Annotated in this window: 23 protein-coding genes and 1 tRNA gene; 14 read left to right on the top strand and 10 right to left on the bottom strand. The window is 45.9% G+C overall.

What is annotated here, in order from left to right:
* Positions 1-231: 231 nt before the first annotated feature.
* From JGK20_RS11480 to JGK20_RS11515, 8 genes are all read right to left on the bottom strand, one after another.
* Entirely contained in the window at positions 232-705 is a 474-nt protein-coding gene (locus tag JGK20_RS11480) for a TerB family tellurite resistance protein (RefSeq protein WP_293189217.1), read from the bottom strand.
* Positions 706-992: 287 nt separating this feature from the next.
* Positions 993-2891 carry a M61 family metallopeptidase gene (locus JGK20_RS11485; RefSeq protein WP_293176560.1) on the bottom strand — a complete coding sequence of 633 codons (1899 nt, stop codon included), beginning with the start codon at positions 2889-2891 and terminating at the stop codon, positions 993-995.
* Positions 2888-3568 (bottom strand): Crp/Fnr family transcriptional regulator, encoded by a 681-nt coding sequence (locus JGK20_RS11490; RefSeq protein WP_293145897.1) that lies wholly within the window; start codon positions 3566-3568, stop codon positions 2888-2890. The genes JGK20_RS11485 and JGK20_RS11490 overlap by 4 nt, the downstream gene beginning before the upstream one ends.
* Positions 3569-4099: 531 nt before the next feature.
* Positions 4100-4984 carry an inositol monophosphatase family protein gene (locus tag JGK20_RS11495; protein ID WP_293205124.1) on the bottom strand — a complete coding sequence of 295 codons (885 nt, stop codon included), beginning with the start codon at positions 4982-4984 and terminating at the stop codon, positions 4100-4102.
* A 286-nt stretch (positions 4985-5270) separates the two neighbouring features.
* Positions 5271-7196, bottom strand: a complete 1926-nt coding sequence (locus JGK20_RS11500; RefSeq protein WP_293176564.1) for an alpha-amylase family glycosyl hydrolase — start codon at positions 7194-7196, stop codon at positions 5271-5273.
* A 252-nt stretch (positions 7197-7448) separates the two neighbouring features.
* A complete protein-coding gene (locus JGK20_RS11505) occupies positions 7449-8354 on the bottom strand; it encodes an Rpn family recombination-promoting nuclease/putative transposase (protein WP_293189215.1) in 906 nt (301 codons plus the stop codon).
* Positions 8355-8572: 218 nt separating this feature from the next.
* Positions 8573-9436 carry an Npun_R2479 family HD domain-containing metalloprotein gene (locus tag JGK20_RS11510; RefSeq protein ID WP_293198187.1) on the bottom strand — a complete coding sequence of 288 codons (864 nt, stop codon included), beginning with the start codon at positions 9434-9436 and terminating at the stop codon, positions 8573-8575.
* 388 nt (positions 9437-9824) lie between these two features.
* Positions 9825-10139 carry a Mo-dependent nitrogenase C-terminal domain-containing protein gene (locus JGK20_RS11515; RefSeq protein WP_293176570.1) on the bottom strand — a complete coding sequence of 105 codons (315 nt, stop codon included), beginning with the start codon at positions 10137-10139 and terminating at the stop codon, positions 9825-9827.
* Positions 10140-10456: 317 nt separating this feature from the next.
* Here JGK20_RS11515 and JGK20_RS11520 point away from each other — a divergent pair, with 317 nt between their 5' ends.
* Complete coding sequence (locus JGK20_RS11520) at positions 10457-11272, top strand: cobyrinic acid a,c-diamide synthase (RefSeq protein ID WP_293176572.1); 816 nt, start codon at positions 10457-10459, stop codon at positions 11270-11272.
* 465 nt (positions 11273-11737) lie between these two features.
* Here JGK20_RS11520 and JGK20_RS11525 read toward each other — a convergent pair whose 3' ends face one another.
* Entirely contained in the window at positions 11738-11875 is a 138-nt protein-coding gene (locus JGK20_RS11525; protein WP_293230497.1) for a hypothetical protein, read from the bottom strand.
* A gap of 146 nt (positions 11876-12021) precedes the next feature.
* Between JGK20_RS11525 and gshA the strand changes: the two genes are divergently transcribed.
* The 9 genes from gshA to JGK20_RS11570 all read left to right on the top strand — a co-directional run bounded on the left by gshA (position 12022) and on the right by JGK20_RS11570 (position 23729).
* Positions 12022-13173 carry a glutamate--cysteine ligase gene (gene gshA / locus JGK20_RS11530; RefSeq protein ID WP_293176576.1) on the top strand — a complete coding sequence of 384 codons (1152 nt, stop codon included), beginning with the start codon at positions 12022-12024 and terminating at the stop codon, positions 13171-13173.
* Between the two features lie 241 nt (positions 13174-13414).
* Positions 13415-13876 (top strand): tRNA (cytidine(34)-2'-O)-methyltransferase, encoded by a 462-nt coding sequence (locus tag JGK20_RS11535; RefSeq protein ID WP_293145927.1) that lies wholly within the window; start codon positions 13415-13417, stop codon positions 13874-13876.
* Positions 13877-14463: 587 nt separating this feature from the next.
* Positions 14464-16887, top strand: a complete 2424-nt coding sequence (locus tag JGK20_RS11540; protein ID WP_293230499.1) for a peptidoglycan DD-metalloendopeptidase family protein — start codon at positions 14464-14466, stop codon at positions 16885-16887.
* Between the two features lie 138 nt (positions 16888-17025).
* A tRNA-Met gene (locus tag JGK20_RS11545) sits at positions 17026-17098 on the top strand.
* 127 nt (positions 17099-17225) lie between these two features.
* Positions 17226-17825 (top strand): peroxiredoxin, encoded by a 600-nt coding sequence (locus JGK20_RS11550; protein WP_293176580.1) that lies wholly within the window; start codon positions 17226-17228, stop codon positions 17823-17825.
* Positions 17826-17956: 131 nt separating this feature from the next.
* A complete protein-coding gene (locus JGK20_RS11555) occupies positions 17957-18496 on the top strand; it encodes a redoxin domain-containing protein (protein WP_293176754.1) in 540 nt (179 codons plus the stop codon).
* Positions 18497-18518: 22 nt separating this feature from the next.
* Complete coding sequence (locus JGK20_RS11560; protein ID WP_293176582.1) at positions 18519-18725, top strand: hypothetical protein; 207 nt, start codon at positions 18519-18521, stop codon at positions 18723-18725.
* The gene (locus JGK20_RS11565; RefSeq protein ID WP_293230502.1) at positions 18692-22729 is read left to right on the top strand and encodes a hypothetical protein; all 4038 of its coding nucleotides are present in this window, start codon (positions 18692-18694) and stop codon (positions 22727-22729) included. Before JGK20_RS11560 ends, JGK20_RS11565 begins: the two co-directional genes overlap by 34 nt.
* A 439-nt stretch (positions 22730-23168) precedes the next feature.
* A complete protein-coding gene (locus tag JGK20_RS11570) occupies positions 23169-23729 on the top strand; it encodes a Uma2 family endonuclease (RefSeq protein ID WP_293205130.1) in 561 nt (186 codons plus the stop codon).
* A 121-nt stretch (positions 23730-23850) separates the two neighbouring features.
* Here the strand turns inward: JGK20_RS11570 and JGK20_RS11575 are convergent, their stop codons facing one another.
* The gene (locus JGK20_RS11575; RefSeq protein WP_293230505.1) at positions 23851-24273 is read right to left on the bottom strand and encodes a hypothetical protein; all 423 of its coding nucleotides are present in this window, start codon (positions 24271-24273) and stop codon (positions 23851-23853) included.
* Between the two features lie 187 nt (positions 24274-24460).
* Between JGK20_RS11575 and JGK20_RS11580 the strand changes: the two genes are divergently transcribed.
* The 4 genes from JGK20_RS11580 (at position 24461) to JGK20_RS11595 (ending at position 25835) form a co-directional block, all read left to right on the top strand.
* Entirely contained in the window at positions 24461-24649 is a 189-nt protein-coding gene (locus JGK20_RS11580) for a hypothetical protein (protein WP_293189205.1), read from the top strand.
* Positions 24650-24710: 61 nt separating this feature from the next.
* Positions 24711-24896: a hypothetical protein gene (locus JGK20_RS11585; protein ID WP_293176592.1), complete on the top strand. Its 186-nt coding sequence runs from the start codon at positions 24711-24713 to the stop codon at positions 24894-24896.
* A gap of 257 nt (positions 24897-25153) precedes the next feature.
* Positions 25154-25453: a type II toxin-antitoxin system HigB family toxin gene (locus JGK20_RS11590; protein ID WP_293230508.1), complete on the top strand. Its 300-nt coding sequence runs from the start codon at positions 25154-25156 to the stop codon at positions 25451-25453.
* On the top strand, positions 25437-25835 hold the full coding sequence (locus tag JGK20_RS11595; protein WP_293176596.1) for a transcriptional regulator: 399 nt from the start codon (positions 25437-25439) through the stop codon (positions 25833-25835). The genes JGK20_RS11590 and JGK20_RS11595 overlap by 17 nt, the downstream gene beginning before the upstream one ends.
* The last annotated feature ends 137 nt before the right edge of the window (positions 25836-25972 follow it).

The raw sequence follows: 25972 nt of genomic DNA on the forward strand, positions 1-25972 counted from the left end.
CTGACTGCTTATATAACCGCTTAAACGAAGAGGGCTGAAGCCCAAACGAAGAGGGCTGAAGCCCAACAACGTACCTCACCTATCTGAGAAGGGCTATATTACCCAGTCCAAAAGTATTAAGTAAAAAAGACTTACCTATGGCGAATTATTCCCGGTTGCTCTTAAAAATTTCAGGTTTAGTAACGAGAAATACAGGAATCAACCAGGAATCAGCCGCGCGCCAGTCGCAAACTAGCGTTTGATGAACTGTTCTAATTTGTGAGCTATCTTCTCTATAATTCCCTCCGAAGTATGTGTCGCCGATGATTCTGCTTCAATACGCTTGACTGCATCTTCTGGAAGATTCAGCAACTGCACTAATTTTTGATAAGCTGCGGCTTCGTCAGAGTTAATGTTTGGTTCGTCGGGAGTGCGAGAACTAGATGCAATCACTTCATAGCCGAGTTGCAAGACTAATTCTTTTTCCTCTTGAGTTTCTAGTTGGTGAATCAACTCATCAAGGGGAATATTTTGCATGATGTAATCCCGCAGTTCCTGTTGCATTTGTTGGGCGTCGTCATCTGCGGCAAACAAACGACAAAAGCGATCGAGCATTAAATTAACTTCTTCTGTTGCGAGTTCGCCATCAGCCCAGGCCATAGAGGAAACGATTCGCAGCAGGTTCATCTGGCGAGGCGTAATTGATGGAGGAGGTGGGGTTTGCATAATTAAAATTGGTGATTGCTAATGGGTTATTTGTTATGAGTTATTTGTTACTGGTTATTGCTGATTTTTTATGTCATATCCGGTGAGACAACCATCATAAAAGTCTTTTTTAGTAAGGACTTGAGTCCTTCCCGATTGGCCTATAGTTTTGCAGTGAGGACGAGCGCTCTCAGTACAAAATTTATGATAGGTAATTAACCGGACACAATCTTATTGGTTATTAAAACTAACAAATAACAACCAACAAGTAACAAGTAACAAATAACAACTAACTACTAACAATGATGTCACAAATTCGACAGAGGAACACCCAGCCATCCAGTAAAGTTTTGTTTCTGAATAGTGCTTGGCCGATCGACTGGTACGATCGAATAACGGCCGGGGCGCGGCTGGGCGAGAGTAACAGAACAAGTCCGCAGTTCGTCTTGATGAAAAACTGTCACTTCTACCGTGTCCCCCGGCTGATAGTCTTTCAGCCTCTCTGCCACTTGTTCGGCATTTACTCGAAAACCTGCGATCGCCAGCAACTCGTCTCCAGCGTCAATTCCGGCCAATTGTGCCGGAGATCCTGCTTCGACAAATTTAACCATTTGCCGCCCGTTTTCCGCTCCCAACGTCCAACCCATCCGAGGCGTTTGCTCGCTTTCATCTACCCAAATTTGTAGCCCGAAAGGTTCCAGATATTCGTTATAAGGCAACTCTTCTGTGCCGTCTACATAGCGCGCAAAAAAGTCACTCAAATCCATGCCGGCTACAGACTCGATCGCACTTTGCAACTCTTCGGGAGTAAAGCCTATTTCTGCCGTCCGCGAGCGAGCATTTAACTTACCATTTGATGTCAGATACGCAGGCTTTGCCTCTGTTCCCGACTTCTGGTCAAAATCTTCATTTTCAGGAGAACAACCGCCAAACTGCTGCCACATCAAACGCATCACATCGTCGAGCGATCGCGCGTTGCCGTGTTTAGCTCGAATCAACAAATCCAGCAGAAACGAAACTAATTCCCCTTTCAAATAATAGGAAATCTGCGAATTATCGCTATTAGCATCCCTCCGATAAAGTTTAATCCAAGCATCCCAACTCGACTCGCTCGCAGGCTGCACGTTCCGCCCCGGAGTCGTCTGCAAGCGAGTGATTTCTTTGGCAAGATTTTGGAAATAACCTTTCACGCCATAGAGACCCGCTCGAAAAGGAATTAGCAAATCGTAATAACTGGTCGTGCCTTCAGAGAACCATAAAGAAGGAGTATAATTCTCTTGTTCGTAGTCAAATATTTCGAGAGCTTTCGGTCGAATGCGCTTGACATTCCAGAGGTGAAAAAACTCGTGAGCCACCAATTGAATGAACCGTTCGTACTTGTCCTTGTTCCGAAAACCAAAACGCGAATAGTTAAGAGTGCAACTATCCTTGTGTTCCAAGCCGCCAAAACCAGAGCCAGACAAATGCAACAAAAACACATAGCGGTCGTAAGGCAAACCGCCGAACATTTCTGCTTCTACCTCAATGACTTTCTTGATATCTTGAATTGCCCGTTCTGGTTCTAAATTGCCTTGTCCCCAAACTACAAGCTGATGGGGTTTTCCCATCACTTCAAAATCGTAGGACTCGTGACAGCCAATCTCAAAAGGACTATCGACAAGGGTGTCAAAATCCGCAGCAGCGAAAGTAAAATCTTCCCCAGAAACAGGCGGCAAAGTAGTAACTGTGCGCCATTCCGGCTGCGGTGGCACCACTGTCACCGTATAGCAGTTGCGCTCAAAACCGGGCAAGAAAAAGCACAGAGCCGCTGGATTAAAATAACCGTGAGTCGAGTCTAAATGATTGGTTCGTACTGTCAGTTCGTTGGCAAAAATCCGGTAGCAAACCGTGACATCTGACACTGAATTTGTCTCGATTTGCCAGTGATTTTTGCTAATCTTGCGCCAAAGTAAAGCTCGATCGCCTCCTAGCGATCGAAAATCTTGCAGGTGGCGGGCGTACTCTCGAACCAAGTAAGAACCGGGAGTCCAGACAGGCATTTTTAAATCCAGCACCGGCTCCGACCAACCCTGCACGCGCAAAGTCACTTCAAACAGGTGGGATTCAGGATTGGGCATCGCCACCGAATAGTGAATGGTCGGTGCTGTTAGTTGTCCGATCGCGCGATCGGCAGCGGACGAGGTATCCTCATAAGTGACATCGGTCATTGACTTGCCAAATTCATCAAGTGCTTGAGGTTGATCAAATGGATAGTTTGGTGCTCTGGATCGATTTTGATCCAGCCTTTACTATCTAGTTTTTCCATAATTTTGCTGGTTTCATCTAGGGCGATACCTGTCACGTCAGCTAAATCTTCATAAGGGATATTGAAGATATCTCTGCCCTCAGCAGTTTTCTGACCGTAGTTTTCTCCCAGCTCAACTAAAGTATTTGCTAGTTTAACCGCTGGCTGGCGGTTCTGGAGTTGAGAGCGGAGATTGGTTTGGCGCAGGCGCCGCACCATCAGTTGCAGCATCCGGTGATGCAATTGCGGATCTTTAAACAGGGTTTGGATAAATCGCTGAGCCGTGACACTGATCAGCCGCACGGGCGATAGAGCAAGTACGTCATTCGATCGGGGAGATTCATCAAGAATGGCCATTTCGCCGAAGAAAGCTCCCCGTCCTAAAATAGCCATTGATACAGCTCGATCGTTTGACAGGCGGCGGACTTTGACCCAGCCCGACACAACAAAATAAATTGCGTTACCCCAAGAATCCTCCATCACCACAGCTCGGCCTGGGGGATACTCATGCTTAACGGCATTGGATAGCAGCCCTCCCAAGGTTTCTGGGTTAGCACCCTTAAATAGAGGGAACAGCTCACTGAAAGCTTCTGTCTTCATGCAAACTCGCGGAGGTGGGAAATTAGATTAGGCGACACCCAATAGCTAGGGAACGATCGCTGTTTGAGAAAACAAACAATCTGTTGCTGCTACATAAGATTGACACAAAGCGAACGAGACGCAAATCTCAGACACAGGCGAAACTTACTTCGTCTCATAGCTCCTTTGACATACCTCCTCTTCCTGAATGAGAGAGGATTCCTTAACGCTTCACAGACTAATGCTTGCAAGAAGCAAGTCTCACTCAGTCTCCACGTTCGTTTTAAGTCTCCCAATGCCCTAGGTTGACTTTTTGTTTTCCTCACAAGTCAAATGCTTGTATGCCTTCAGGGTTGGAGTCAACCATTGCCCCTCTAGCTGTCTAGGTGCGCTCTCACCGTAGCTGTTTCAACGTGTCTTGAGCCTGTAGACATTTCAATTTTAATGCAAAGCTGTCCTAGAACTATGGGGTTTAAAACCCAATTCTCCAATCAGGGTACAGGGGCCCGCTTCACCTAAAATTATGGGCAGATTTTTCAATCTTAAACGGGTTTACAGGCGTCCCACTGCCTGTTGAACTTTCCCCAACAGAGCTTCTATATAATCCGGCCAGCCGATCGCGATCGACTGCGTGTGGGCCAGAGACTCCGGCTCTATGGCGTCTGCCGTCCACCTCAGCGGTTGACCTTGCAAGTCGCAACAGACCAATCCGGCTGCCTTTGCTAGGGCCAGAGGGCCGGCGGTATCCCACACTTTAACTCTACCGTTGAAATACAGGTACAAACCGGCTCGACCTTGTATGATTTCCATAACTTTTAAGCCAAAGCTTCCCAGCGAGTAAAATTCTACTCCTGGGATGCTTTGGGCGATCGCCCCGGCATAGTTTTTCTGGTCTCTGTCGCCGAGAATAATTTTACAATTGAACGGTGTCGGAGCGGGGGGTTTGCAAAGGCCGATCGGCTGCGGCGAAGAGGTTCCTACAGTTTGGAACAATCCCCAATCTTTGCCGCCAAAATACATTTGGTCAAAAGCCGGGGCGTAGATCCAGCCGGCCACCGGTTCCCCCTCCAACAACAGCCCCACCATCACAGCATAGTGCTGTTTTCCCTGAATAAATCCCTCCGTCCCGTCGAGGGGATCGATGCACCAGAGGCGCTGGTAATTTGCCTGGTAAGCTGCTCTGGAGGACGTGTTTTCCTCCGTGATCCTGCCATCTTCAGGAAACAAAGCGCTAAATGCTGCTGATAGTTTTCCGTCTAAGTAGCGATCGATACTCGTCACGTAGTCATCTGGGCCTTTCTCGGAAACTTCAAAAGGTTCCGCTGCAAGCTTGTGGGCTTCTTGACCGCACTCTCGGATGATGTAGCGAATTTTTTGGTCTTGCTCTGGAGAAATATACATCAGGTTAAACATAAATGCTTCAGCTAACTTCAGCATAAAAGCTTAAGTCATTGGAATCGAGCGATCGACCCCTGTGACTATTTTTGACTCTTACAAGATTGGCGCCCGGGTGTCAGCCCTAGGCGCAAAAATTAATTTGACGCACTACTTATGGCGATCAGATGCTCTTCGGCGCACCCTACTCATATCGTTTCCGGTTGCATGGGTATTATTCAAATTTCCCAACAGTCAACAATCAATAATCTATCGTTTCCGGTTGCATTGATATTGTTAAAATTTCCAAACTGTCAACTGTCAACTGTCAACTGTCAACTGTCAACTGTCAAGACTCCCGTCCCGAAACCCACTTATCGCGCCATTTCACAGTCCCTTCCGAAGCCAAAACCCAGCGCCGACAAACCAAATTTTCTCGCAGCGGCGACCTTCCTTCCCGCAGCAGCGCATACTTATAAGAAATCAACTTCCCCGCACTTTCATTAAAAGGAATTTCCCCAAACCAAGTATTAGTATTGATATACTCCAGCGGGTAAGCCTTACTAATATCCCAATTCCCCAATTCAGGACAATCTCCAACCACCACAATTCTTTCCCCAGGCTGACTTTTAACACTGTTAAGCTGAGCCCGCACAATAGTTTTCCCCTTAACTCGCTCTCCCACGCGGCTAAAAATCATTACTTCGCGATCGCCCAACTCCAAATTATACAGCATCCCGTCTTTAACTTCAAACTTGCGGCGCGATAAAACCTCCGTATGCTCTCCATCCGGCAACTCCGTATCAACCGCTTCAACAGTCACAGAATCGCCCCGATTCATCGCCACAAACACCACAGAATCGCGATAGCGACGGACGTAACAATAAACATCAGCAGTTAGATATTTTTGCCACTGACTCCCCATCGAAATAGCAGGATTCAGCCGCCGCAACCCAGACAGCAACCGCACATCGCGGTAAATCGGCGAATCAGTATCCCACTTTTCCATCATCGGGCGGTTGTAAGGGTCATTTCCCCCTTCTGTATCATCGTGCAGGTACTGTTCAGTACCGTAATAAAGGCACGGAATGCCACGACTTGTCATGATTAAATTTATCGCCAACCGGAGCATTTGTCGATCGGCATTCAACGACTGAAACCGCGGCATATCGTGGTTGTCAATAAAAGTAATCAACTCCGTCGCCCCGTAATAGCGGTGATCCAAATTCAGCACATCCTGAATTAACTGAAATCCGGCTTCCGCACCCTGTCCCAATACTTCTCGAATTGCCACGCACAGCCCAAAATCTAAAATAGTCATCCCCGACTCATTGACAAATTCCACAGAAAGGTCATTTCTAGGATCGCTGTAAATCCATTCCCCAAAGATGAAAACATCAGGTCTATGTGTCAAAATATCCGCAGTAAACTCTTGCCAAAACCAGATCGGCATATGCTTAACTGTATCAACCCGCAAAGCATCAACACCTCTATCTAGCCACTGTTTAATTGCTGACTTAATGTAACTGCGATAGGCAATATTGTTTTCATTGAAAGTAGCCAAGCCAGACAGTTCGCAGTTTTGAACTTGCCATTCATCTTCCCAATTTTGGACTTCTCCATAATGGTGATACCAGTTATCTTTGTCATCGTTAAAGTCAGCTATTTTGACACCATCATCGTAAAGCTCCCCTTTTTTTCCACTAAAATCTGGGTTGCTGTGATTGCAGACAATATCGAGTACAAGTTTCATTTTTCGCTGGTGCAACTCGTCTACTAATTTGTCAAATACGGTATCTTTAGTTTCTTGTGTTTGGTTGACAGAAGGATTATCACCTTTAGCAATAAATCGGGGATTTAGTCGTTTAAAATCTTTTGTCCAGTAGCCGTGAATCGCAGCTTGTTCGACAAATAATGCTTCTACTTGCTCAAAAAGCGGAGTCAGCCAAACTGCTGTAACACCCATATCTTTTAAGTAGTCGAGTTTGTCGATAACTCCCTGCAAGTCGCCGCCCCAATATTTGCCCCAATCTTTGCCTTCTGGATCGTAAAGTTCTGGGTTTGGGCCTGCATTATTTGCGGAGTCGCCGTCGTGGAAGCGATCGACTACAATGAAATAAATTGTTTCTTGGCGGAATTCAATATCTCTGGTGTACAGGAATTCTAAATCGAGTTCGGTTTCTGGCTTAACTTCTTCTACCAGAGAGTCAATTTTTTCTTCAGATTGGGTAGTTTCGTATTGAGATGAAGTTTGATTGGGAGTGACTGGTGTCATGAGATTTATTTTTTATACTGTAAGATTGGTCAGCTATTGGGAGTGAGAGTCGGAGATAGCTTTTCCCTCTGCCTGACTTTTACAGCATAATACGTAATTTACTCGTTTAATAAAATCTTCCTCTAGACAGATGGCAGAGTCGTCTATAGGTTCATAGTGATGACTTCAGTCCTCTCTCGTTGGATGAGGACTGAAGTCCTCACTACAAACCAATTTGATGTAGTTTGTAGTGAGGACTTCAGTCCTTCCTTCCTATTCCTCCCGCAAATTTTCGATATCTTCTACACTCAAACCAGTAGTTTGACTAATAGTTTGATTGTCAAGCACATTGAGAAGTTGCCTAGCAATTTCCAGAGCCTTTTCTCTCATTCCTAGCGCGAGTCCTTCTTCTCTGCCTTCTTCTCTGCCTTCTTCTCGCCCTTGTGCGAGTCCTTCTTCTCTGCCTTCTTGAATTCCCTTTCGCAAGATTCCCTGCTGATCCATAATATACCTCTCGCGATCTTCTAAATCTTTCAACTCTTCAGGATTCAAGTTAGTTTCATTAGCAATCGCAAAAGCTTGTTGTATTTCCGAGACATTTTCCATTGTTGACGGTACTACTTCCAAACTGGGGGCATTTTTCATAAAATAAACCCACTTGTCAGTCAAAGTTTCCAACTGATCCAATTGTTTGTTGAATTTCGGCAATTCAATAAATATCATTTCCATTCCTGGATCTGGATACTCAAATAAACGCTTTTTCTCCTTGAACACAAAGTGAGAAATTACTTCTCGGTCGTTTTCAAACATTTCAAAATCTGTAATGGTCAAAGCAATTACAGGTTTTAAGTTAAAGTAACCTTCACCGCGAATCAGTTGAGTAGAGTAAGTTTTTGCAGCATTATAAATCACCCGCTTCGCAAAAGATGCCACATTTAAAACTTGCATTTCGATAATTACAGTTTGACCTAATGCAAGCTTTGCTTTGACATCCAGGTAAGACTCTTTAAGATATGAGACTCTTGATGGTAAATACGGATCGATAATTTCTAAATCGGTGATGGTGGGATGGCCTTTGTAAATTAGGGCATTGAGAAAGCTGATCAATATTGGTTTGCTTTCCTTGCCACCGAATATTTTTTTGAAGGCGAAATCGGTTTTGGGGTTAATGAATCTCATGGTGATTTTTCTCTATTTCTTAAGAATTGAACGAGTCAATCTATCGAGCAATGACAATCAAAATATTTTAAAATTTGCTGGCGGCTGTGGGTATAGCTATATTTTACTATATGGCGATCGCCCAATCGAGCACAGTTCACAAGCTTAACATTAAATAGGACGATCGCCCTTTCGCTCGGATCAGCAACCAGAGCGCCCGCCCCAAGTCAACTCCAAGCCTAACTAACAGAAGCCACCTCCTCAACTCCCGCCTCAGAATGCTCCACCCGAAACACATTTGCGTTCAGATTAGCAACAATTTGTTTCCCCTGTTGCGTCAATTCTAAATAGCCGATCGCATCCTTGACATACCGATAAACCACATTCCAATAAAACTTAGGATACCCCTCCCGCAAATCCGCCGGATTGCAATACTTCAACACCTGATTTTGACCAGTCTCCTCAAATTCATAAAACAGCGCAGTCACCTTTTGCAAATATCGCGGATCGCTCAACTGACCAATTAAATCCGCCGCCCGCACCAAACCCGGATAATTCACAGTATCTTGATAGTCTTCATCCCGAGGAACCGGGAAACGAGTTAACTCAATATTCTGCTTAACCAGGTTGGCATCAATCAGTCTGTGACCCCCAAAGCGTTCCTCAACAAACATCTTTCCCCGATCGACATGATAAGGGGTCAAACTCGCATCAGTCGCCCCTCTCGGTAGCGTTAAATTCGTGTCACCTATTCCCGTCGCATACACTCCTAAATCTGTTCTATCTTGCCGACAAACACCCTTGACATACCCGATATCGTGACACAGCAAAGCAATGTGGAAATGCAGCCAATGTTCGCAGGAAACACCGCCCTCGCGGATGTGCTTCCCGCGCAGAATCTCTTGTCCCACCAATGTCACTAAAATAGTGTGTTCCACATTGTGGTAAAGAGCATCGCTATTAGCAATATTTTCCAAAGCCATATCGGCTACCCAAGCAATAATTTCGCCATAGTCAGATTTGAAGCCACCGTAGGTGTGCCGGTAGCCTTCAATTAGCCGATTTACAAAATCGTTAATTAGCAGTTCTGTTGCGTTAAACATATTCACTTCCATTAGGCAAAGTAATTTGTTAAATTATTGTTATATCTGTTGTTTTCGCTGCTACGGTTTGATATTATTGTTGACTTGACCGTAATGATGGAAGCCCGCTGTAATTTAAAAGCATCCAAAGCATCCACTGATATTAACGATTGTGGTCTAAATTGGCGATCGAACAATTGGCATAGTGCTGCACCCATAAATAATTGATAAGCTCTACAGCATTTAAATTGTATATTTCAATGCCTAATTAAAACGCCTCAAATGCTCTCCCCCTGTTTACCCGAAGAGCGAAGCTGTTATAGGTCTCTCCCCCTCTCCATCGACTATCATAGACAATCTAGATGCACTACGGTCGATCGATCGGCGATCGAGGTATGAAACCCCTCAATCAGCAGTACGGCGTTACATCTTCCCCGGATACATCAGCCAAAAACGACAGCGAGCGAAAACGCAACCCCACTAATTCTTCATATACAGGATTTAGCTTGCACATCGGGGGTATGTGGAAAAAATGGTGTCCGAATAACTGGATATTTCTCTCAAAAGGACACCGTGCGGGTATAACTTGGCACAACCACTTAGCTATTTGCCGATCGCCCACTGCAATGCTATCAAACCAGTGTCGCACTGGTTGAACGAGGATCTGGCCAAAACTTAAGTATCGGCACTGATTTTTAGGTAAAATACTTGTAGTCGAGTTCATGATTTTCCTCAGTAATCCGGATTAACAAAAAGTTATAAATCACCCTGATTACATCATCAACCAAACCCACCGTTATCCCAGTGACGTGAATAATTATTTCCTGTGACACTCGCGGCCCAAAAATGTGATATATAAAGTTCATAGTTGTGATAGTAAGTCCGCAAAAATGTGAGACAGATCACCGCCTTTACCCGCTAAATCCTGTATCCTTAGAGGTATATAAAAAAATTACATAAGTGGTAACTGCCGGCCTCTACTTTACTGTACTTACCTGCCATATATTACCCGGTCAATTAACTAATACAAGGTTTCAGGCAATGATTAAACAAAAATATAAATATGCCGACCTTTCTCAACGTCCCCACACAGATACCGTGCTGGAAAAACTCCCTGTAGAAGTTAAGGAGTGGGCAGAAAGCTTGCCTTGGAACCAGCGACGCTACGTTTTGTCCCTCTCCTACATATTGTGTGCATCTACTCCCGATTTTCAAGCCAAATTTTTAGATGAGTACACAGCCGACGGCTTAGTCTCAAAAATGTTTGAAGATGTAGATACTCTACACCGAGTTAAAGAGTATTTAATCAGATTCCGAGTCAAAAAAGAATTAAACGAATCTGATTTAAGAAGCTACATCAAACAATTTTATATCCACTCATCTCAACAAGCGCTCCGGGAAACAGACCAATATTTAGAATCTGCACTGCGTTTCGTATTGAGTACAGAAGAACGGAATAATGTTTTTAACTACATTTTGGGTTTTGAATTTATTAAAATTGTGTTTCAAATGAGTTGGTTGCAACACGAAAGATTAGCCAGACTTCAAAAAAATCAGTCGCAGTTTATTGAAAGCTATATCAAGCCAATTCAACACGCACACAAAATTAATGCCATAATTGTACCGAAAGATGAGAGAATCTTTTTTGCTAGACGCGCTTATTACGTTCAACAGCCTAACATTTCTTACACAAAACTTATCGAGTTAGTCATGGCTACTTTTACTACAGAAATGGTGACTCACTGCGGATTTTCGATCAGCCGCCACTCTCAAGCTATGCGCTTTGACTGCGATTACATTTACGATCCCCAACCAGAAGAAGCAAGATTTCCTACTGACTTGCAATTTATGAATTGACTCTACGCAGTAAAGTGTATGCTCCGCGTAAACCCTAGGTTGCTTTTTCTCTTTACTTTTAGTTTCGCGTTGCGCCCAGGATAGTTTTTGGAGCATCGGACTTCTAGTTTGCAGTTTAAAACCGGTTGTTCAGCCTGACTTTCTCTAAAATGGGACGGCTTTATCAATTGGCCTTACGCTTGCGTTTGTTCAATTTCAAACCAGCTAACTATCACTCCCGCTAACGGAATAGCCAGAAATATTCCTAAAATTCCTGTCGCTCTCGCGCCTACTCACAGTGCAAAAAATACGACTACCGGATTGAGGTTAAGCGGATTTTGCTTGAGTCTCGGATGAATAAAGTTATCTTGAAATAGTTGACAGTTGATAGTTGACCTGTGACAGAAAGAAGAGGGAAGAAGGAACAGCGAAGAGGGAAGAATGCAGTGCTTTCTCACTTCTGTCTGTGGTAAGGGTGGGTTCTGTTTACGATAAGTACGATCGCGCCCCGAATGCCGCATCAAACACAAAGGCGATCGCACAAACAGCCTTTGACACCCGAAAACCGCCTCGGAAACTCTTGGCGGTGCCAGCATTTGCCGCTTTGGGTGCCGCAACTAACACACAAACGCTCAAACAAAGCTGGCGCCCAAATACCCGGTTTCAGTCCCAGCCTCCAAAAATTTCAACTCTGCCTTGTGGCAGATAGTACGAACAGCTCAATTTTTGGGATACTAGAAATTAGCACTCAACTTAGCTGAGGAACAAACGTGCTGCTATCAAAAGGCTTTGAAGTAGAAATGTATACCGGCACGCCCGAAGGTGAGGTTGTCGGTCTCTCCGATCGCATAGTCGCCGATCTAGAGGGATTTGTGCGGGAGCCTGATAGTCGCAATGTGGAGTACACGACGGCCCCGCTGTGCAGCTACGATCGCCTGCTGTGCGCCCTAGTCAAGCCGCGAGTCCGGCTGCGCGAGTATCTCAAACAGTTGGGCGACTATACCTTGCTCCCGGGAAGTACGCTATCTCTCGGTGGGAGCGATCGATTTTACCGATCGGATCCCAACAACCCCTATCACACCTACATCGAGCAAACCTACGGCACCAAAGTCGTCACTGCCAGCATTCACATCAACATCGGCATCTCCGAACCAGAAATGCTGATGCGCGCCATCCGCCTCGCCCGCGTCGAAGCACCGCTATACTTGGCATTGAGCGCTTCTTCCCCGTTCCTCGACGGCGAAGTCACGGGCTATCATTCTACCCGGTGGGGTTTGTTTCCCAAAACTCCCGCGATCGTCCCCCTGTTTGAAAGTCACAAGCATTACATCCAGTGGACTGAAGAACAGCTAGAACTCGGCAGTATGCAAAACGTCCGCCATTTGTGGTCTGCTGTGCGGCCAAATGGCGATCGTCGCCCCTACTGTCTCAACCGCCTCGAACTGAGAATTTGCGATCTTGAAGTCAATCCTCTGGCTTTGTTGGCCATCACTGCCTTGCTAGAAGCTCGTATTTGGCAGATGATGGAAGACCCCGGCTTAGACCCCTTAGCACTCAGTACCTTACCGGCCGCCACCCGCAATCAAGACTTAGTTGCCCTCACCGACGCCAACGAAATTGCTGCATCCCGGCAAAGTTTGGATGCCGAACTCACTCACTGGCAAGACGGCAGAAAGATTTTGGCGCGAGATTGGATTGAGGAAATTTACCAGGAAGTCTGGCCGATCGCCAAAAAACGTGGCTTTAGTTGCTTTCTCTCGCCGCTCAAAAAGATTCTCCGGGAAGGCAACACCGCCCAACAGTGGTTGAAACTGTATGAGGGCGGTTTGGATGCGCGCACGATTATTCTGCAAGGGATTGATGGCATGGCTCACCAGGAATGGGAGCTGGAAGACAATTTGTGCGGCCAGTTAGTCGCTTGAACAGTAGCAGTGCAAAACAAATCAGAATATTTAATCAATGGCAGCCGGCACCTGTTATAAATAAAAGCTATGAATAGTATCTACCTTTGGGTAGATTTCTAAATGTGCCAATAGCTGTATTTTTTGCTTTGATAGCAACTGCCAAGACGTGTTTAATCGCTGAAACCATTGCTATCCTTGGGGCGATGGGGGCTGTCAACTGTCCCAGGTCAACTGTCAACTGTCAACTGTTTAAAGCTTCATGCCCCAACTTGTCTTGATTCACCCGCAAATTCCCCCGAATACTGGCAATATCGCCCGCACTTGCGCTGCCACAGGCACGACATTACATTTAGTCGGCCCGCTGGGGTTTGAAATTAGCGATCGCTACCTGAAAAGGGCCGGCTTAGATTATTGGCCCTATGTCAATCTCCACTGTCACGAAGACTTAGCTGCTTTTGAGATATTTCAGCAGGAGCGAGGAGGGCGAACGATCGGATTCAGCACTGGTGGACGATGCAGTTATACCCAATTCCAATTTCAGCCCAGCGACTGGTTGATGTTTGGCTCAGAAACTGTCGGCATTCCTAAATTGGTCTTGGATGCCTGCGATGCCACAGTTTTTATTCCCATGAGCCAGCCTGGAGTCAGGAGTTTGAATCTCTCTGTCAGCGCCGCTGTAGGTTTATTTGAGGCTAAACGACAGTTGGGCGAACTCGGATAAATCGCGATCGACAGATACATATATAGATATTTAATAGCTGTCGGGTACAACCAACTTTCGCTTTAAATATAAGAAATTTGTATCAAAGCGGTGAAAATCTAGATAGCGGAGATTAATATATTTTATTCATCCAAAAACAGATTGTTATCAGTAATACCAAATTAGTCGCTGCGAGGATGTAGCCACAAAAACAGAGGATTTCAGCGATTTAAGGCGCCAGGGATCGCCTGATTGTGCCTGAAGGCTATTGATATCTAGTGAATATACGGTTGTAGGTTGTCCGGAAATTAGCATAGAGTCGGACAATAGGTGAGAGTCTTAGCCTGTGCGGGAACGGATATTTTATGTATTCGTTCCAACTATTGCGGTGTAAGGCTTGTGGGGTGTAATTGCAGCGGGTTTGACCGAGAATTTAAAAAATTATTACGGTTCGAGCTTGTCTAAATTAAAAAAGCAAGGTAATCTTGCCTAAGCACGATCGCTTTCAACAATCAGAATATTTTTGGTTGTTGATTTAAATTCAGCATCATGCAATCCCTTGAGTGTTTCCAAGGACAGTTAGCGCTTCTCAGTAGGAGGTCGTTTTTTTGAAACGAACATATCCCCAAAAAAATAAGCCTGTTCAGGCTAGTGAAATCGACAGAGACGGTTCTGCGGAACCGTCCAAGCAGACAACGCTCAGCACAGGCTCCTTTCGCTCTCTCGCCACGATCGGGCTGGCAATATCGGTAGGTGCTTCTGGCATCCTGCTGCCGAGAAACGGAGACAGCGCTCGCGCGTCTGAACTCACACCGACAGCAGAATCGACCGTTGAATTAAAGCCTGTATCGACCAACGGGCCCGCTACCACCGGACAAGTTGACGGCTCCTCAGCCGAACAGGCAGGGGTTAAGGTTCAGCAGGGACAAACCCTTTGGGAGCTGTCTCGGGACTATGAAATTGAACCGAAGGCACTAGCAACTGCCAACGGCATCAAACCCGATACCGCACTCCAAGTCGGCCAAGAACTCAAAATTCCGGAGGCTCTAGAAGCCTCGCCACAAGAGAACCATGGCAATACTGCCACAGTCAATCCAGAACAAAAATTAAATCTAACTGGCTCCGAGTCGTTGGATAGTGCAGCCCAGTACGGTCAGTCAACGGAAGCGCCAGATATGGCGACGACTGTACCGACACAAAGCTCGATCGACAGCCCGAACGCAGACGGGGCGATCGACAGTTTGAAAAAACAGGAAAACCGCACTACAGCATCAGGTCGGCCCCTGTTGGACTCTGAGGTGGGACCAAATTCATCTACACCTGCTGTACCGACGCTGGCATCCCCGGAATATGCCACCTCGCCAGCAATTCCTGACCTCAGGGCCACACCTGTAATTCCCAATGCCTCGGTGGGTCAAGCAGCATCGCCCGATCGATCGTTGGAGTCCATTGAACAGTCTCTCGCAACACCTAGTTTGCCCTCCGCTGTGGTAGTGTCCCCAGCAGGCAGTAGCGCAGGGCCAGCCCAGGGGCTCTACAACGTGCGCCCGGGAGATACGTTAGATGCGATCGCCTCTAATTACCGGGTATCGCCCAAAGAGCTGATCGCCGTCAACAAGCTGGGCAATCCCAACTTGCTGAATGTCAATCAACGGCTGAAAATTCCCAACGTTCGGTCAAATAATCCAGCGGTGCAGGCGGCAGCATCTGATTCTGCCTCTAACTCTACATCTGTCTGGTCGGCGACTTCGGTTCCCGCATCTTTGAACCCCAGTTCGTCTACCCCGGAAATAACCAGTGCTGGCGTTGCAGCATCCGCCCCAAAAGTAGCGGTTGTCTCTCCCTTGGCGAACTTGGAAGGTCTGAACAATATTTCAGCCCCGATGGTTCCCAAAATTAACAGCATTCCGCTAACTCAAGTTTCTCAAACCATTAGCGACACCAGAAAGCTGGAACTTCAAGGCGAACCAACATTTACAGGTGCCGTTGACACCAGCGCGCTGCCGCAGCCAGCAAGTGCAACTGCTACCAACCTCGCTGTTGCATACCCGCAGCCTTTCGGCTTGCAAAATGTTAGCGCCCAGGGTTTAAATCCCGCTCCCACGAGCGCTGTACTTGAGTCGAATGCGGAGGATCTACCCACCGCTACCGCTCTCAACCCTTATTCCGAACGCTTGAGAGCAGAAGTTGTCAGACTGCGAGAGGAATATCGCGCCGAGCGCAATTCGATCGGGGCAAATGCGGTTTCCCTGGCTCCAACTGAGGGCCCAGAAGCGAAACTCGCCTCCAACCCGTCTGAAGAACTCCCAAGCGTCAATCCCGACCTCTACACCCCCGAATACGCTGGAGCGGTGCAGAATGAAATCGGCAGACCGCCGTCGAGAGGGTGGTCCCAGGAAGTTCAGAAACAGCAGCAAGAGCGTTTCGATCCCGCTCGTGCAGCCGAACTGCAACCGATCAACCTAACGCCTACCTCTACTCAAGAACGGCCGGTGGTAGCAACTGCTCCTTTGGGTTCCGAGGGTTATGACCCCCTGAGCAACCCGTCTTTGGGACGCATGGTTTCTCCAGAACTGCCTCCACTTTCGGGCGCTGATACTTATCTGCCTAACGGCGGCGGCAAACAGCAGTCGGCTAACGGATTGATTTGGCCGGCTAAGGGCGTTCTCACTTCTGGCTACGGCTGGCGCTGGGGACGGATGCACAAGGGAATTGATATTGCAGGGCCGATCGGCACGCCAATTGTGGCCGCCGACAGCGGGGTGGTTACCTATGCAGAGTGGAATGACGGAGGGTACGGCTATCTGGTGGAAATTACCCATCCAGACGGATCAGAAACGATCTACGCCCACAACAACCGAATTTTGGTTAAAAAGGGTCAGCAGGTCGATCGCGGCGAACAGATTGCAGAAATGGGCAGCACCGGCTTCAGTACCGGGCCGCACTTGCACTTTGAAATCCATCCCGCCGGACAGGGTGCTGTCAATCCAATGGCTTTTCTGCCTAACGATACCTCCAGTGCTTCTCGATAACGACTGGTCTCAAGTTATGGGTTTTGAATCATTACCAAAACTCATAACTTAGATCGGAAGGTATTAGAAATTCGGTTGTTGGGAATACAGACATACTTCCACCTACCGTGCTACGATGGTAAATCGTGAAGTAAGTTTGGCTCAGTGGCGCAGTGGTTAGCGCAGGGGACTCATAAGCCCAAGGTCGCAGGTTCAAATCCCGCCTGAGCCATGATTTAATAGAAAAAATCACGCTCTCTATTTTGAGAGCGTGATTTTTTAGACTTGCCGAGAACATACTTGTAGTCGTTATGAGTATGATATATTTGTAACAGTTCGTAAAAAAGGAAACAAAATCTATGACAAGTGAATGCCTCCGGGTTGGTCAAGCTGCACCCGATTTCGCAGCAACAGCCGTAGTGGATCAGGAATTCAAGACAGTTAAACTGTCAGACTATAAAGGCAAAAAGTATGTAGTCCTGTTCTTCTACCCCTTGGACTTCACCTTTGTGTGCCCCACAGAGATTACAGCATTTAGCGATCGCCATGAGGACTTCAAAAAAATCGATACCGAAATCCTCGGCGTCTCCGTTGACAGCGAATTCTCTCACCTTGCTTGGATACAATCAGACCGCAAATCCGGCGGCGTCGGCGACCTCAACTATCCTTTAGTTGCTGACCTCAAAAAAACCATCAGTTCCGACTACAACGTCCTCGACCCAGAAGCAGGTATTGCCCTCAGAGGTCTGTTCATCATCGACAAAGAAGGCATCATCCAACACTCTACTATCAACAACCTTGCCTTCGGCCGCAACGTAGACGAAACTCTCCGCACTCTGCAAGCTATCCAACACGTTCAGTCTCACCCCGATGAAGTTTGTCCCGCTGGCTGGCAGCCCGGTGACAAAACCATGACACCCGATCCAGTTAAGTCGAAAGTATTCTTTGCTGCTGTCTAACTCGATCGTTTTGAGTTGTAGGGCGGCGCCTGTGAGTGCCCGCCCTCGAAACTTTCGGTGCAATGCCCAATCCCTCCGCTTCGCTTCGCCCATTGCCCAATGCTCAATTCCCCATTCCCAAATTAGCAAATATGCTGACTTCTACTGATTTTAGCGGCTTGTTAAATCAGCGGTTTTTCCAAAATTTATTGCCTGTTCCCGCGACTAATGTTCTGAAGCTGGGACAGAGGACACCAGATTTTGAATTGCCGGATATTAATAATGGCAAATTAGTGCGGCTGTCGAATTATCGGGGCGATAAGCCGGTAGTTCTGGCTTTTACCCGAATTTTTACTGAAAAGCAATATTGCCCTTTCTGTTTTCCTCACATTAAAGCTTTGAATGAAAAGTGGGAACAGTTTGCCGATCGCAATATAGAATTATTGATGGTAACCAGCACCGACGACAGGCAAAGCCAAATAGTTGTCAGAGATTTAGGCTTGAAAATGCCTCTGCTGTCCGATCCAAGCGTAAGAGTGTTTCGGGCCTATAAAACCGGTCAGGCTTTGGGTGCTCCTTTGCCGGCTCAGTTTGTTTTGGATGCAGAGGGCAAACTCCTATTTAAACATTTGTTTTCGTTCATAGACCACAATGCTAGTGTGGAAACTTTGCTGAAATCTATCAATAAGTAAGAACACGGCAATTCTGGCTCCAATGCTGTCTCCTAATTTGGAGTTTTTAACCGCAGATACACGCAGATGTACGCGGTTATTTTTGGGTTTTGCGATCGATACTTATTGTGCCAATTTTCAGGGCGGAATACTCGGATGTTCGATCGGCAGAAATCTAGGCTATAGCTGGAATGTAGCTAGTAGCAGTTTAAGCCGATGTCGTCTCCTAAAGGTCGATCGAGCAAAATAGAATTCAGCGTCTTAGCGTCGCATCCTGAGTTGTTGACAGGTTTAGATGCGTGGCTGCGGCTGGGTTTGATTTCGCCCGCTGAGGTTGAGCAGTTGTGCCGACAGTATTTAGTCTGCCCGATACCCGAGCCCGCTGTAGCCCTTTCTGAAATTGACGATCGCCAGAGTTCTCCTATTTCCGAACCCAAAGTACCTGCTCTAGCAACACAAAAAGCATTACCCAGAACCACAAAAAACGTTGTCGAGCGCGCAGAAACTCCTCAAACCCCAACTTTTGCCTCTCAAATTTTGCAGTCCCTCATCGCCGAAATTAGCGTCGTTTGGCTGTTATTTTTAGGAGTTTTCATGGTAGTTGTCTCCTCAGGAGTCTTAGCTGCCAGTCAGTGGGAAAGATTTCCGGCGGCGGGACAATATGGAGTTTTGTTAGCTTATACTTTAACTTTTTGGGCGATCGGCAGTTGGGCAAAAAAACAGCCTAATTTACACTTGACTGCTCAAACTTTGCAAGAAGTTACCCTGTTGCTAGTGCCGATAAATTTTTGGGCGATGGACACCTTTGGATTGTGGAAATATCCTTGGGATTGGGCAGTTGCCATCGTCGCCGCATTTATTTTGACTTGGATAACGCGCAGAATTATTAAAGATCAGTATCAAAGTTTGTGGGGGAAAAATGTAACTACCTCGATCGCCCTAAATCACTTGGGATTGAGTTATTTGCACTGGGGTTGGGGATTTCCAGGCTTTGCCCTAGCTGCGGTTTACTTGGGTACGGTGGGAACTACTGCTGCTACAGTTTATCAAGTTCAGCAACAACGGGTACAATCTATCACACGCGGGGGAAACACTGAAACTTCCGCCGCTGCTTTCAGTTCCAGCAGAGATTTTCTGACTTACAGAAAAGCCGCTTTAGTAGCTTATTCTTTGGGAATTTTACTGGGTCGGGCGATATTTGTCAAGGATGTCAACATCCATGAAATGGGTTTAGCTTTGGGAATTTGTGGCGTACTGTTAGCGTGGCTAGATTGGCCGCAATCCCTTGCATCTGGAACTACTAGAAACAATATATCTAACGAGCCAAATCCCGGCAACTTTTTTAACTGGCAATTAGCCGGAGGGGGTTTGTTGGGTTTGGGGTGGCTGGTTTGTTTTCGCGAAATTCCTCTACAGGCGATCGCCATTAGCGCCTTGGCTGTTTGGTTTTTTTATAACCGCTTAGTGCGGTTTTGGCAAAAGTTGGATTTGCTAATGCTTTTCGCCGTTGGACTTCAAAGCATTTGGCTGGTTTGGCGAGTGGTTCCTTTAGGAATTAAAACACAATTTGTTGCATTTTTAACTCAGCTTACCAACTCTGGGCAAACTCCTTGGGCTTTTTGGGGTGTTTTGCTGTTGCCTTATTTAATTTTAACCGTAAGTGCGGCGCAGTGGCTCTACCGATCGCGAAAGTTTCCACTTGCCCATTTTGGCGAAAATCTTGCTCTCGGTTTGGGCAGTGTTTTAACTATTATTAGTGTAGTCAATCCGTTTTGGCGATCGATCAATTTATCCATCTCTACTTTAACCCTAGGTTGGATCGCCTGGAAATACTTAATTCCCGATAACTCCCCGCGAGTTTTGATGCCCGTTTCTGCTGTTGATACCAAGGGAAATCCGGCATTTTGGGTTTCGCTGACTCACATTACTGGTTTGTGCGGCTTCACTTCGGCAATTGACTTGTTTTTGCCAAACCAGAGAGACTATGTTTGGGCAGGAATGTTATTGATATTGATGGTGGCTGAATGGGGATTTTTTGTCTGGATGAAATCTGCAAATACCAGAGAAAGTTCTGCATTCTTTCGCTGGCATCCTGCGTTATTCCAAAGTTCCTGGTATCTGGGATTGGTGTTGGCAGGATTGAGCTTTATCTTGCTGTACAGTAATATGCACTCTCAGTGGGGTTTGATGTGGCTGGCGACTCCTTTGGCTTTGACTGCTGTTGCTAAATATAGTGAAACTTCGCACAAACAACTTGCAAGTACCTTGAGTTCGATCGCGCTAATAATCGCACAATTTCTGATTTTTGACTTTCCGGTATACAGGTTAATGGGTTTGGGTTTGGCTGCGCTGTTGATGTTCGTCAATACTTACTATTTAATTGAACAACCAGCGGCTGCAATACAAGTCGGATTTGGCTTGAGTTTCGTAGCTGCGGTAATTTATCAATTAGGATTTTTGTCTGGCTGGGCTTGGGCAATTGCTGGGGCGATCGCACTTTTGTGTCTCTGGTTGCTTCGCAGCACGATAGTTCGTTATTTTAGCACGTTGCCTGAACCTTCGACCTTAGCTGAAATTTACGATCGAGCTTTGGATGGTTGGGCAATCTTAGTCACCAGCTTGCTGTTGACAAACATCACTCTTTATTCCTTTCAACTCTACGATGTACGCACTACCTTGAGTTTACCAGCCTCTACTCAAGTTTTGGCTGCTACTTTGGTAACTGTGGCTGCAATTGTTTTCCGAAGTTTGGGCAAACTTTCCCCGCTGGCAATTTATGCCTTGGCTTGGAGTTTGGAGTTGTTGACAGCAGTCGGTTTGAGCTTTATTGGACGCAATATGATTAATTTGGCAGTCGCGAATATTGCCTTGGGCTTATCTACGCAATTGTTGGGCGATTGGTGGCGGCGGCGCAACCCCGATTATCGCCAAATTTTACCCAGCATTCACGTGATACCTCTACTTTACGGGGTATTGGGCTTGATTTTGCGATCGGACACCTTTACCAATAGTACAGGTTTAATCTCGTTGGGTGCGTCTTTAATTGCGATCGGCATTGGTAGGCGGCAGCAAGAATTTAAACCTTTGGTTTATTTAGGATTAATTGGCGTATCAGCATCCGCCTACGAATCCCTACTATATCAACTTTCCCAAACACGAGGAGGATCTTTTGGCGACGGCTTAATTGTGCTAGCAACTCTCGGCACAACTTTAACCTATATCTATCGCATTTTATCTCCTTGGTTGAGCAGCTATTTACATTTAACCAATGCCGAATTAAAAATATTTGCTCACCTGCACTGGGTTTTAAGCAGTATACTCCTGATTTCAGCTTCTGGCAACTATATTAAATCCGGGCTAAATTTAGGATTAGTCACTGGTACCCTCTTAGTGCAATACGCTTTCTTGCAAGGGCGAAATCATCTCGATCGCCAATGGGCAGAAATTTGGATTTACTTAGGCTGGCTAGAAGCCTTTGGCATCCGGCTTTACTGGATCAATACACCTTTAGTCAAGTACATTTCCGGGCCACTGGGGCCGTGGAAAGTTGCCTTTGCTTCTCTATTTGCCTATTTCATTTACATCTTACCTTGGGATAACTGGGGTTGGTCAAAAAATCCCTGGAAGATAATCGCTTCTCTGATTCCAATCATCACTATTGTGGAATCTCCCGCTAAGTTTTATCCGATTAGCTTTCTGATAGCTGCCGCCTTCTATGTTTTCCTAGCTTGGGAAAAGCGCGAAGTCCGTTTTACCTACGTGAGTGTGGCGATAGTTGACTGGGTATTACTGCGCTGGTTTGGACAAATCGGATTGACTCAACCCGAATGGTATTTTACTCCTTTAGGGCTTTCTTTCCTTTATGTTGCTCAGTACGATCGCGCTTTGCAACTACCAGCCCAAAAAACCCTGCGCCACAATCTGCGAATGCTAGCCACGGCGATGATTTGCGGGATACCTCTTTTGACTCAACACAACCACGGTTTAGTTGCAGGATTTTTTAGCTTGGTGGCGATTGCTGCGGGTTTGGGGCTGCGAGTGCGGGCGTTTTTGTTTGTGGGAACAGGAATTTTCTTAATCAATGTTTTCTATCAGTTGGTGGTACTGATTTTTGACTATCCCCTGATTAAATGGGCGATCGGCTTGGCTTTCGGGATTGTGTTTATCTGGATTGCTGCTACTTTTGAGACGCGGCGCGATCGCATTTCAGCTTTTGTCCAGCATTGGGTTGTACAATTGCAATCGTGGGATTGAATTTTCCGCAATAGACCTCTTCGTTTCATTCTCTCCCTCTTCTTCAAAGTATCTGCGTTAATCTGCGTCGATCTCCATGACATCTGCGGTTGCTCTATCAATCAAAGATTAATGCAATTGCTCGTCTAATCAAATCCTGTTGCGCCGGAAGAGCGGGCTTACCAAAACTCTATTTTTTTGCGATAAAATGTAAAAAAAACGCCCTTTTTTTTGGGGTCAAAGGCTTGACATCCCCCGCTTAAAAAGGTATCATATTATAATGGAAGTGGTGGCAATTTTAAAATTTAAGTCAGCACTACGATTATCTAAAATATAGCGCAAAAATCAACCAAAATCAATAGGTAAAAATTCCTTTTTTTTGCGCCGCGATTTGAGATTGTGAAAGCAGCAAAGGCGATGCAACAGAAAAAGGGCAACTAAAAGGAGCGCCAAATAAGTGATGACAACTCAGTTAATCAAGCGCCTGTTCACAGTAAAAGAATATCATCAGATGATTGAATCTGGCATCTTGACAAAAGATGATCGAGTTGAATTGATTCGAGGAGAAATTGTTCAAATGGCCGCCGTCGGTAGAAGGCACACATCCCATGTCAAGCGCCTGACAGAGTTATTCTATATCCGCTTATTATCAAGAGTAACCATTGGAGTCCAAGACCCGGTAGAATTGGACGATCGCTCTGAACCTGAACCGGATATTTCCTTACTGCGGCGGCGCGATGATTTTTATGAATTGGGACATCCTCAGTCGGAGGATATTTTACTAATTGTGGAAGTAGCGGATACAACCGCTGAAACTGACAGAAATATCAAAATTCCTCTTTATGCTGAAGCGGGTATTGCAGAAGTTTGGCTGGTAGATATTAACGAGCAATGTGTCGTAGTTTATCGCGAACCTTCTCCATCGGGATACCAAAATATTCAAAGATTCCAGCGGGGTAAGATTTTATCTATTCTAGCTTTTCCAGATATAGAAATTGCTGTAGTTGATGTGTTGGGATAAAAAGCTGGACTCATACTATTTTTTTTGTGGCGCGACTTGAGAGTCTAAATGAACAAGAATCAGCAAACAATTATAGGCAAAGGTGGGCAGAAACCCACCGTAAAGCAGAGCTATTAATTGTTTAATCTAACTCTGGATCGCCAGCTCTATCGAACGCAATCTCAAAGATTCCCGATCGCACAAACCGCCGCAAAGCTCTTAAATGATCGTCCGCATCTTGGCGATTGCAAAAACGGGAAACAGTGTGGTTTTGAGCATTGGGCAAAATCCGCACGATTGCCCAAGGTTTGGAAGAGTCACCTGCTTTTCTCAGAGTGTTGAGGTAGCTGGCGATGAGGCTGCCTTTGAGATTGGCGACTAGCTCTTCGATGAGATGCGCCGCTAACCTGTTGAGCTCTTTTTGCTTCAACTGCATCCGCAGGGCATCGAAATCGCTGTCAGAGTAGCTGCGAATCTTCGATCGCAGTTGCGAAATGCCGAAGTCGTCTAAGGCCTGCTGATAGCCGCGGGAAAATTCGCTCCCGTCGCTGGAAGGTTCTATCATGGTTTTAGGTCTCCTGAATTTGGGAAGCCACAGGCCAGCGACGAACTTTCCTAGGGGACGCGCTGGCTTTTGACTGTTCCGAGTATAGCACGCAATAGTCACACATATGTAGTGGATACGTGACAGTTAGACATAAAGACCTAAATGCAGCACACTTAAGATCGGCTTAAACAAAACTAAATCTCCGATGACCAAACGCTTGACAACTTATTTAGCTGAAGGAATCTATGACATCCTTGAAGATTGGGCCGATCGAGAACGCCGTTCAATCAGCAGCTTAGCAGCATTCCTTTTAGAAAAAGCTGCGAGAGAAGAACAGGAAAAAATCCAAAAACAGCCACCACCCCCATCTGATGAAAAGCAGGGGCGACAGTAAAATTGCTATGAAATCACCAACGATATACTGACACTCAGCTTAAACAAAAACTTAGTCTCTGATGACCAAACGCTTATCAACATATTTAGCAGACGGAATTTACACTCGCCTTGAGGAATGGGCGAAACAAGAAGGTCGATCGACTAGCAATTTGGCAGCATTCCTGTTGGAGAAAGCTCTTGTAGACCATGAGGAGAAACTGCTAAAACAGCAGTCTTTGTCTGATGAAAAGCAGGGGCGACAGTAAAGTTTGTGCGATCGCCCGATCTCGACATTTCTTTCTCATATCTCGATCGCCTCTCTTGCTCTCTTTTCTTTATTCTGTGGCTTTTGTGAATTTAGCCGCTTCGTTCCACAGATTATTTATTAATTCTGAGAATTTTTAAGATTGGGGGCGATCGGCTCTTGACATCTACCTCTCAAAATGAGAGAATAAAGACATATGCACATTGGATCTATGGAGCAAATCGATGATAAAAATTCAACAAAAGATATTAAAAATTCATGCACCTAATTTCAATTCGCACTCTCCGTGACGACGCTGCCATGTATCCCGATGTCAAAAAACAAATTGATAGCTGGTATGCGACTGTCAAGAAAGTAGAATGGCAGAACTTGGACGATGTTCGCAAGATTTACCGGGATGCCGAAGCAGTGGGAAATTTCACTGTTTTTAATATCAAAGGTAACGAATATCGCCTGATTGTCGGCATAGACTACGAGAGCCAAACGGTTTATTACAAATATTTCCTAACCCACGCTGAATACGATAAAAACAAATGGAAAAATGACCCTTACTTTTGATCGAGCTAATTATAGCAATTTGCTGGCAGAGGTCGCTCCACGGGCGATCGAAACCGAGGCAGAATACGATCGCCTCCTAGCAGTCGCAGAGGGGCTGACGTTCGCCAAAAACCGCACTCTCGAAGAAAAAGCTTTACACAAGTTATTGGTAACGCTAATTGAAGTTTACGAGGATCAAAACTATGCGATCGACAAATCCGAACCTCACGAGATTTTGCAACACATCATGGAAGCCAGCGGCACCCGTCAAGCTGACTTAGTTGGCATCATTGGATCTAGTGGCGTAGTTTCTGAGGTTGTCAATGGCAAGCGGGCAATTAGCAAAGCACAAGCTAAGGCACTCGGCGATTATTTTAAAGTGTCACCTAGTTTGTTCATCTAATTAGGATTAATGCCAAAAAATGCGATTTAGTTCGTAGTGCGGACTTCAGTCCGCAGCTTTTTGCGGACTGAAGTCCGCACTACAAACTGCTTTTGCACCTTACAAACTGGCATTTTTTAATTAAAAACCCGGTTCCT

It is taken from the genome of Microcoleus sp. PH2017_05_CCC_O_A (assembly GCF_020738785.1).
Classification (GTDB): Bacteria; Cyanobacteriota; Cyanobacteriia; order Cyanobacteriales; family Microcoleaceae; genus Microcoleus.

What these genes read in the sequence shown, in the direction of transcription:
- JGK20_RS11480 (WP_293189217.1), bottom strand. Translation starts at nt 705, where the DNA reads ATGCAAACCCCACCTCCTCCATCAATTACGCCTCGCCAGATGAACCTG.
- JGK20_RS11485 (WP_293176560.1), bottom strand. Translation starts at nt 2,891, where the DNA reads ATGACCGATGTCACTTATGAGGATACCTCGTCCGCTGCCGATCGCGCG.
- JGK20_RS11490 (WP_293145897.1), bottom strand. Translation starts at nt 3,568, where the DNA reads ATGAAGACAGAAGCTTTCAGTGAGCTGTTCCCTCTATTTAAGGGTGCT.
- JGK20_RS11495 (WP_293205124.1), bottom strand. Translation starts at nt 4,984, where the DNA reads ATGCTGAAGTTAGCTGAAGCATTTATGTTTAACCTGATGTATATTTCT.
- JGK20_RS11500 (WP_293176564.1), bottom strand. Translation starts at nt 7,196, where the DNA reads ATGACACCAGTCACTCCCAATCAAACTTCATCTCAATACGAAACTACC.
- JGK20_RS11505 (WP_293189215.1), bottom strand. Translation starts at nt 8,354, where the DNA reads ATGAGATTCATTAACCCCAAAACCGATTTCGCCTTCAAAAAAATATTC.
- JGK20_RS11510 (WP_293198187.1), bottom strand. Translation starts at nt 9,436, where the DNA reads ATGTTTAACGCAACAGAACTGCTAATTAACGATTTTGTAAATCGGCTA.
- JGK20_RS11515 (WP_293176570.1), bottom strand. Translation starts at nt 10,139, where the DNA reads ATGAACTCGACTACAAGTATTTTACCTAAAAATCAGTGCCGATACTTA.
- JGK20_RS11520 (WP_293176572.1), top strand. Translation starts at nt 10,457, where the DNA reads ATGATTAAACAAAAATATAAATATGCCGACCTTTCTCAACGTCCCCAC.
- JGK20_RS11535 (WP_293145927.1), top strand. Translation starts at nt 13,415, where the DNA reads ATGCCCCAACTTGTCTTGATTCACCCGCAAATTCCCCCGAATACTGGC.
- JGK20_RS11550 (WP_293176580.1), top strand. Translation starts at nt 17,226, where the DNA reads ATGACAAGTGAATGCCTCCGGGTTGGTCAAGCTGCACCCGATTTCGCA.
- JGK20_RS11555 (WP_293176754.1), top strand. Translation starts at nt 17,957, where the DNA reads ATGCTGACTTCTACTGATTTTAGCGGCTTGTTAAATCAGCGGTTTTTC.
- JGK20_RS11560 (WP_293176582.1), top strand. Translation starts at nt 18,519, where the DNA reads ATGCTGTCTCCTAATTTGGAGTTTTTAACCGCAGATACACGCAGATGT.
- JGK20_RS11565 (WP_293230502.1), top strand. Translation starts at nt 18,692, where the DNA reads ATGTCGTCTCCTAAAGGTCGATCGAGCAAAATAGAATTCAGCGTCTTA.
- JGK20_RS11570 (WP_293205130.1), top strand. Translation starts at nt 23,169, where the DNA reads ATGACAACTCAGTTAATCAAGCGCCTGTTCACAGTAAAAGAATATCAT.
- JGK20_RS11575 (WP_293230505.1), bottom strand. Translation starts at nt 24,273, where the DNA reads ATGATAGAACCTTCCAGCGACGGGAGCGAATTTTCCCGCGGCTATCAG.
- JGK20_RS11580 (WP_293189205.1), top strand. Translation starts at nt 24,461, where the DNA reads ATGACCAAACGCTTGACAACTTATTTAGCTGAAGGAATCTATGACATC.
- JGK20_RS11585 (WP_293176592.1), top strand. Translation starts at nt 24,711, where the DNA reads ATGACCAAACGCTTATCAACATATTTAGCAGACGGAATTTACACTCGC.
- JGK20_RS11590 (WP_293230508.1), top strand. Translation starts at nt 25,154, where the DNA reads ATGCACCTAATTTCAATTCGCACTCTCCGTGACGACGCTGCCATGTAT.
- JGK20_RS11595 (WP_293176596.1), top strand. Translation starts at nt 25,437, where the DNA reads ATGACCCTTACTTTTGATCGAGCTAATTATAGCAATTTGCTGGCAGAG.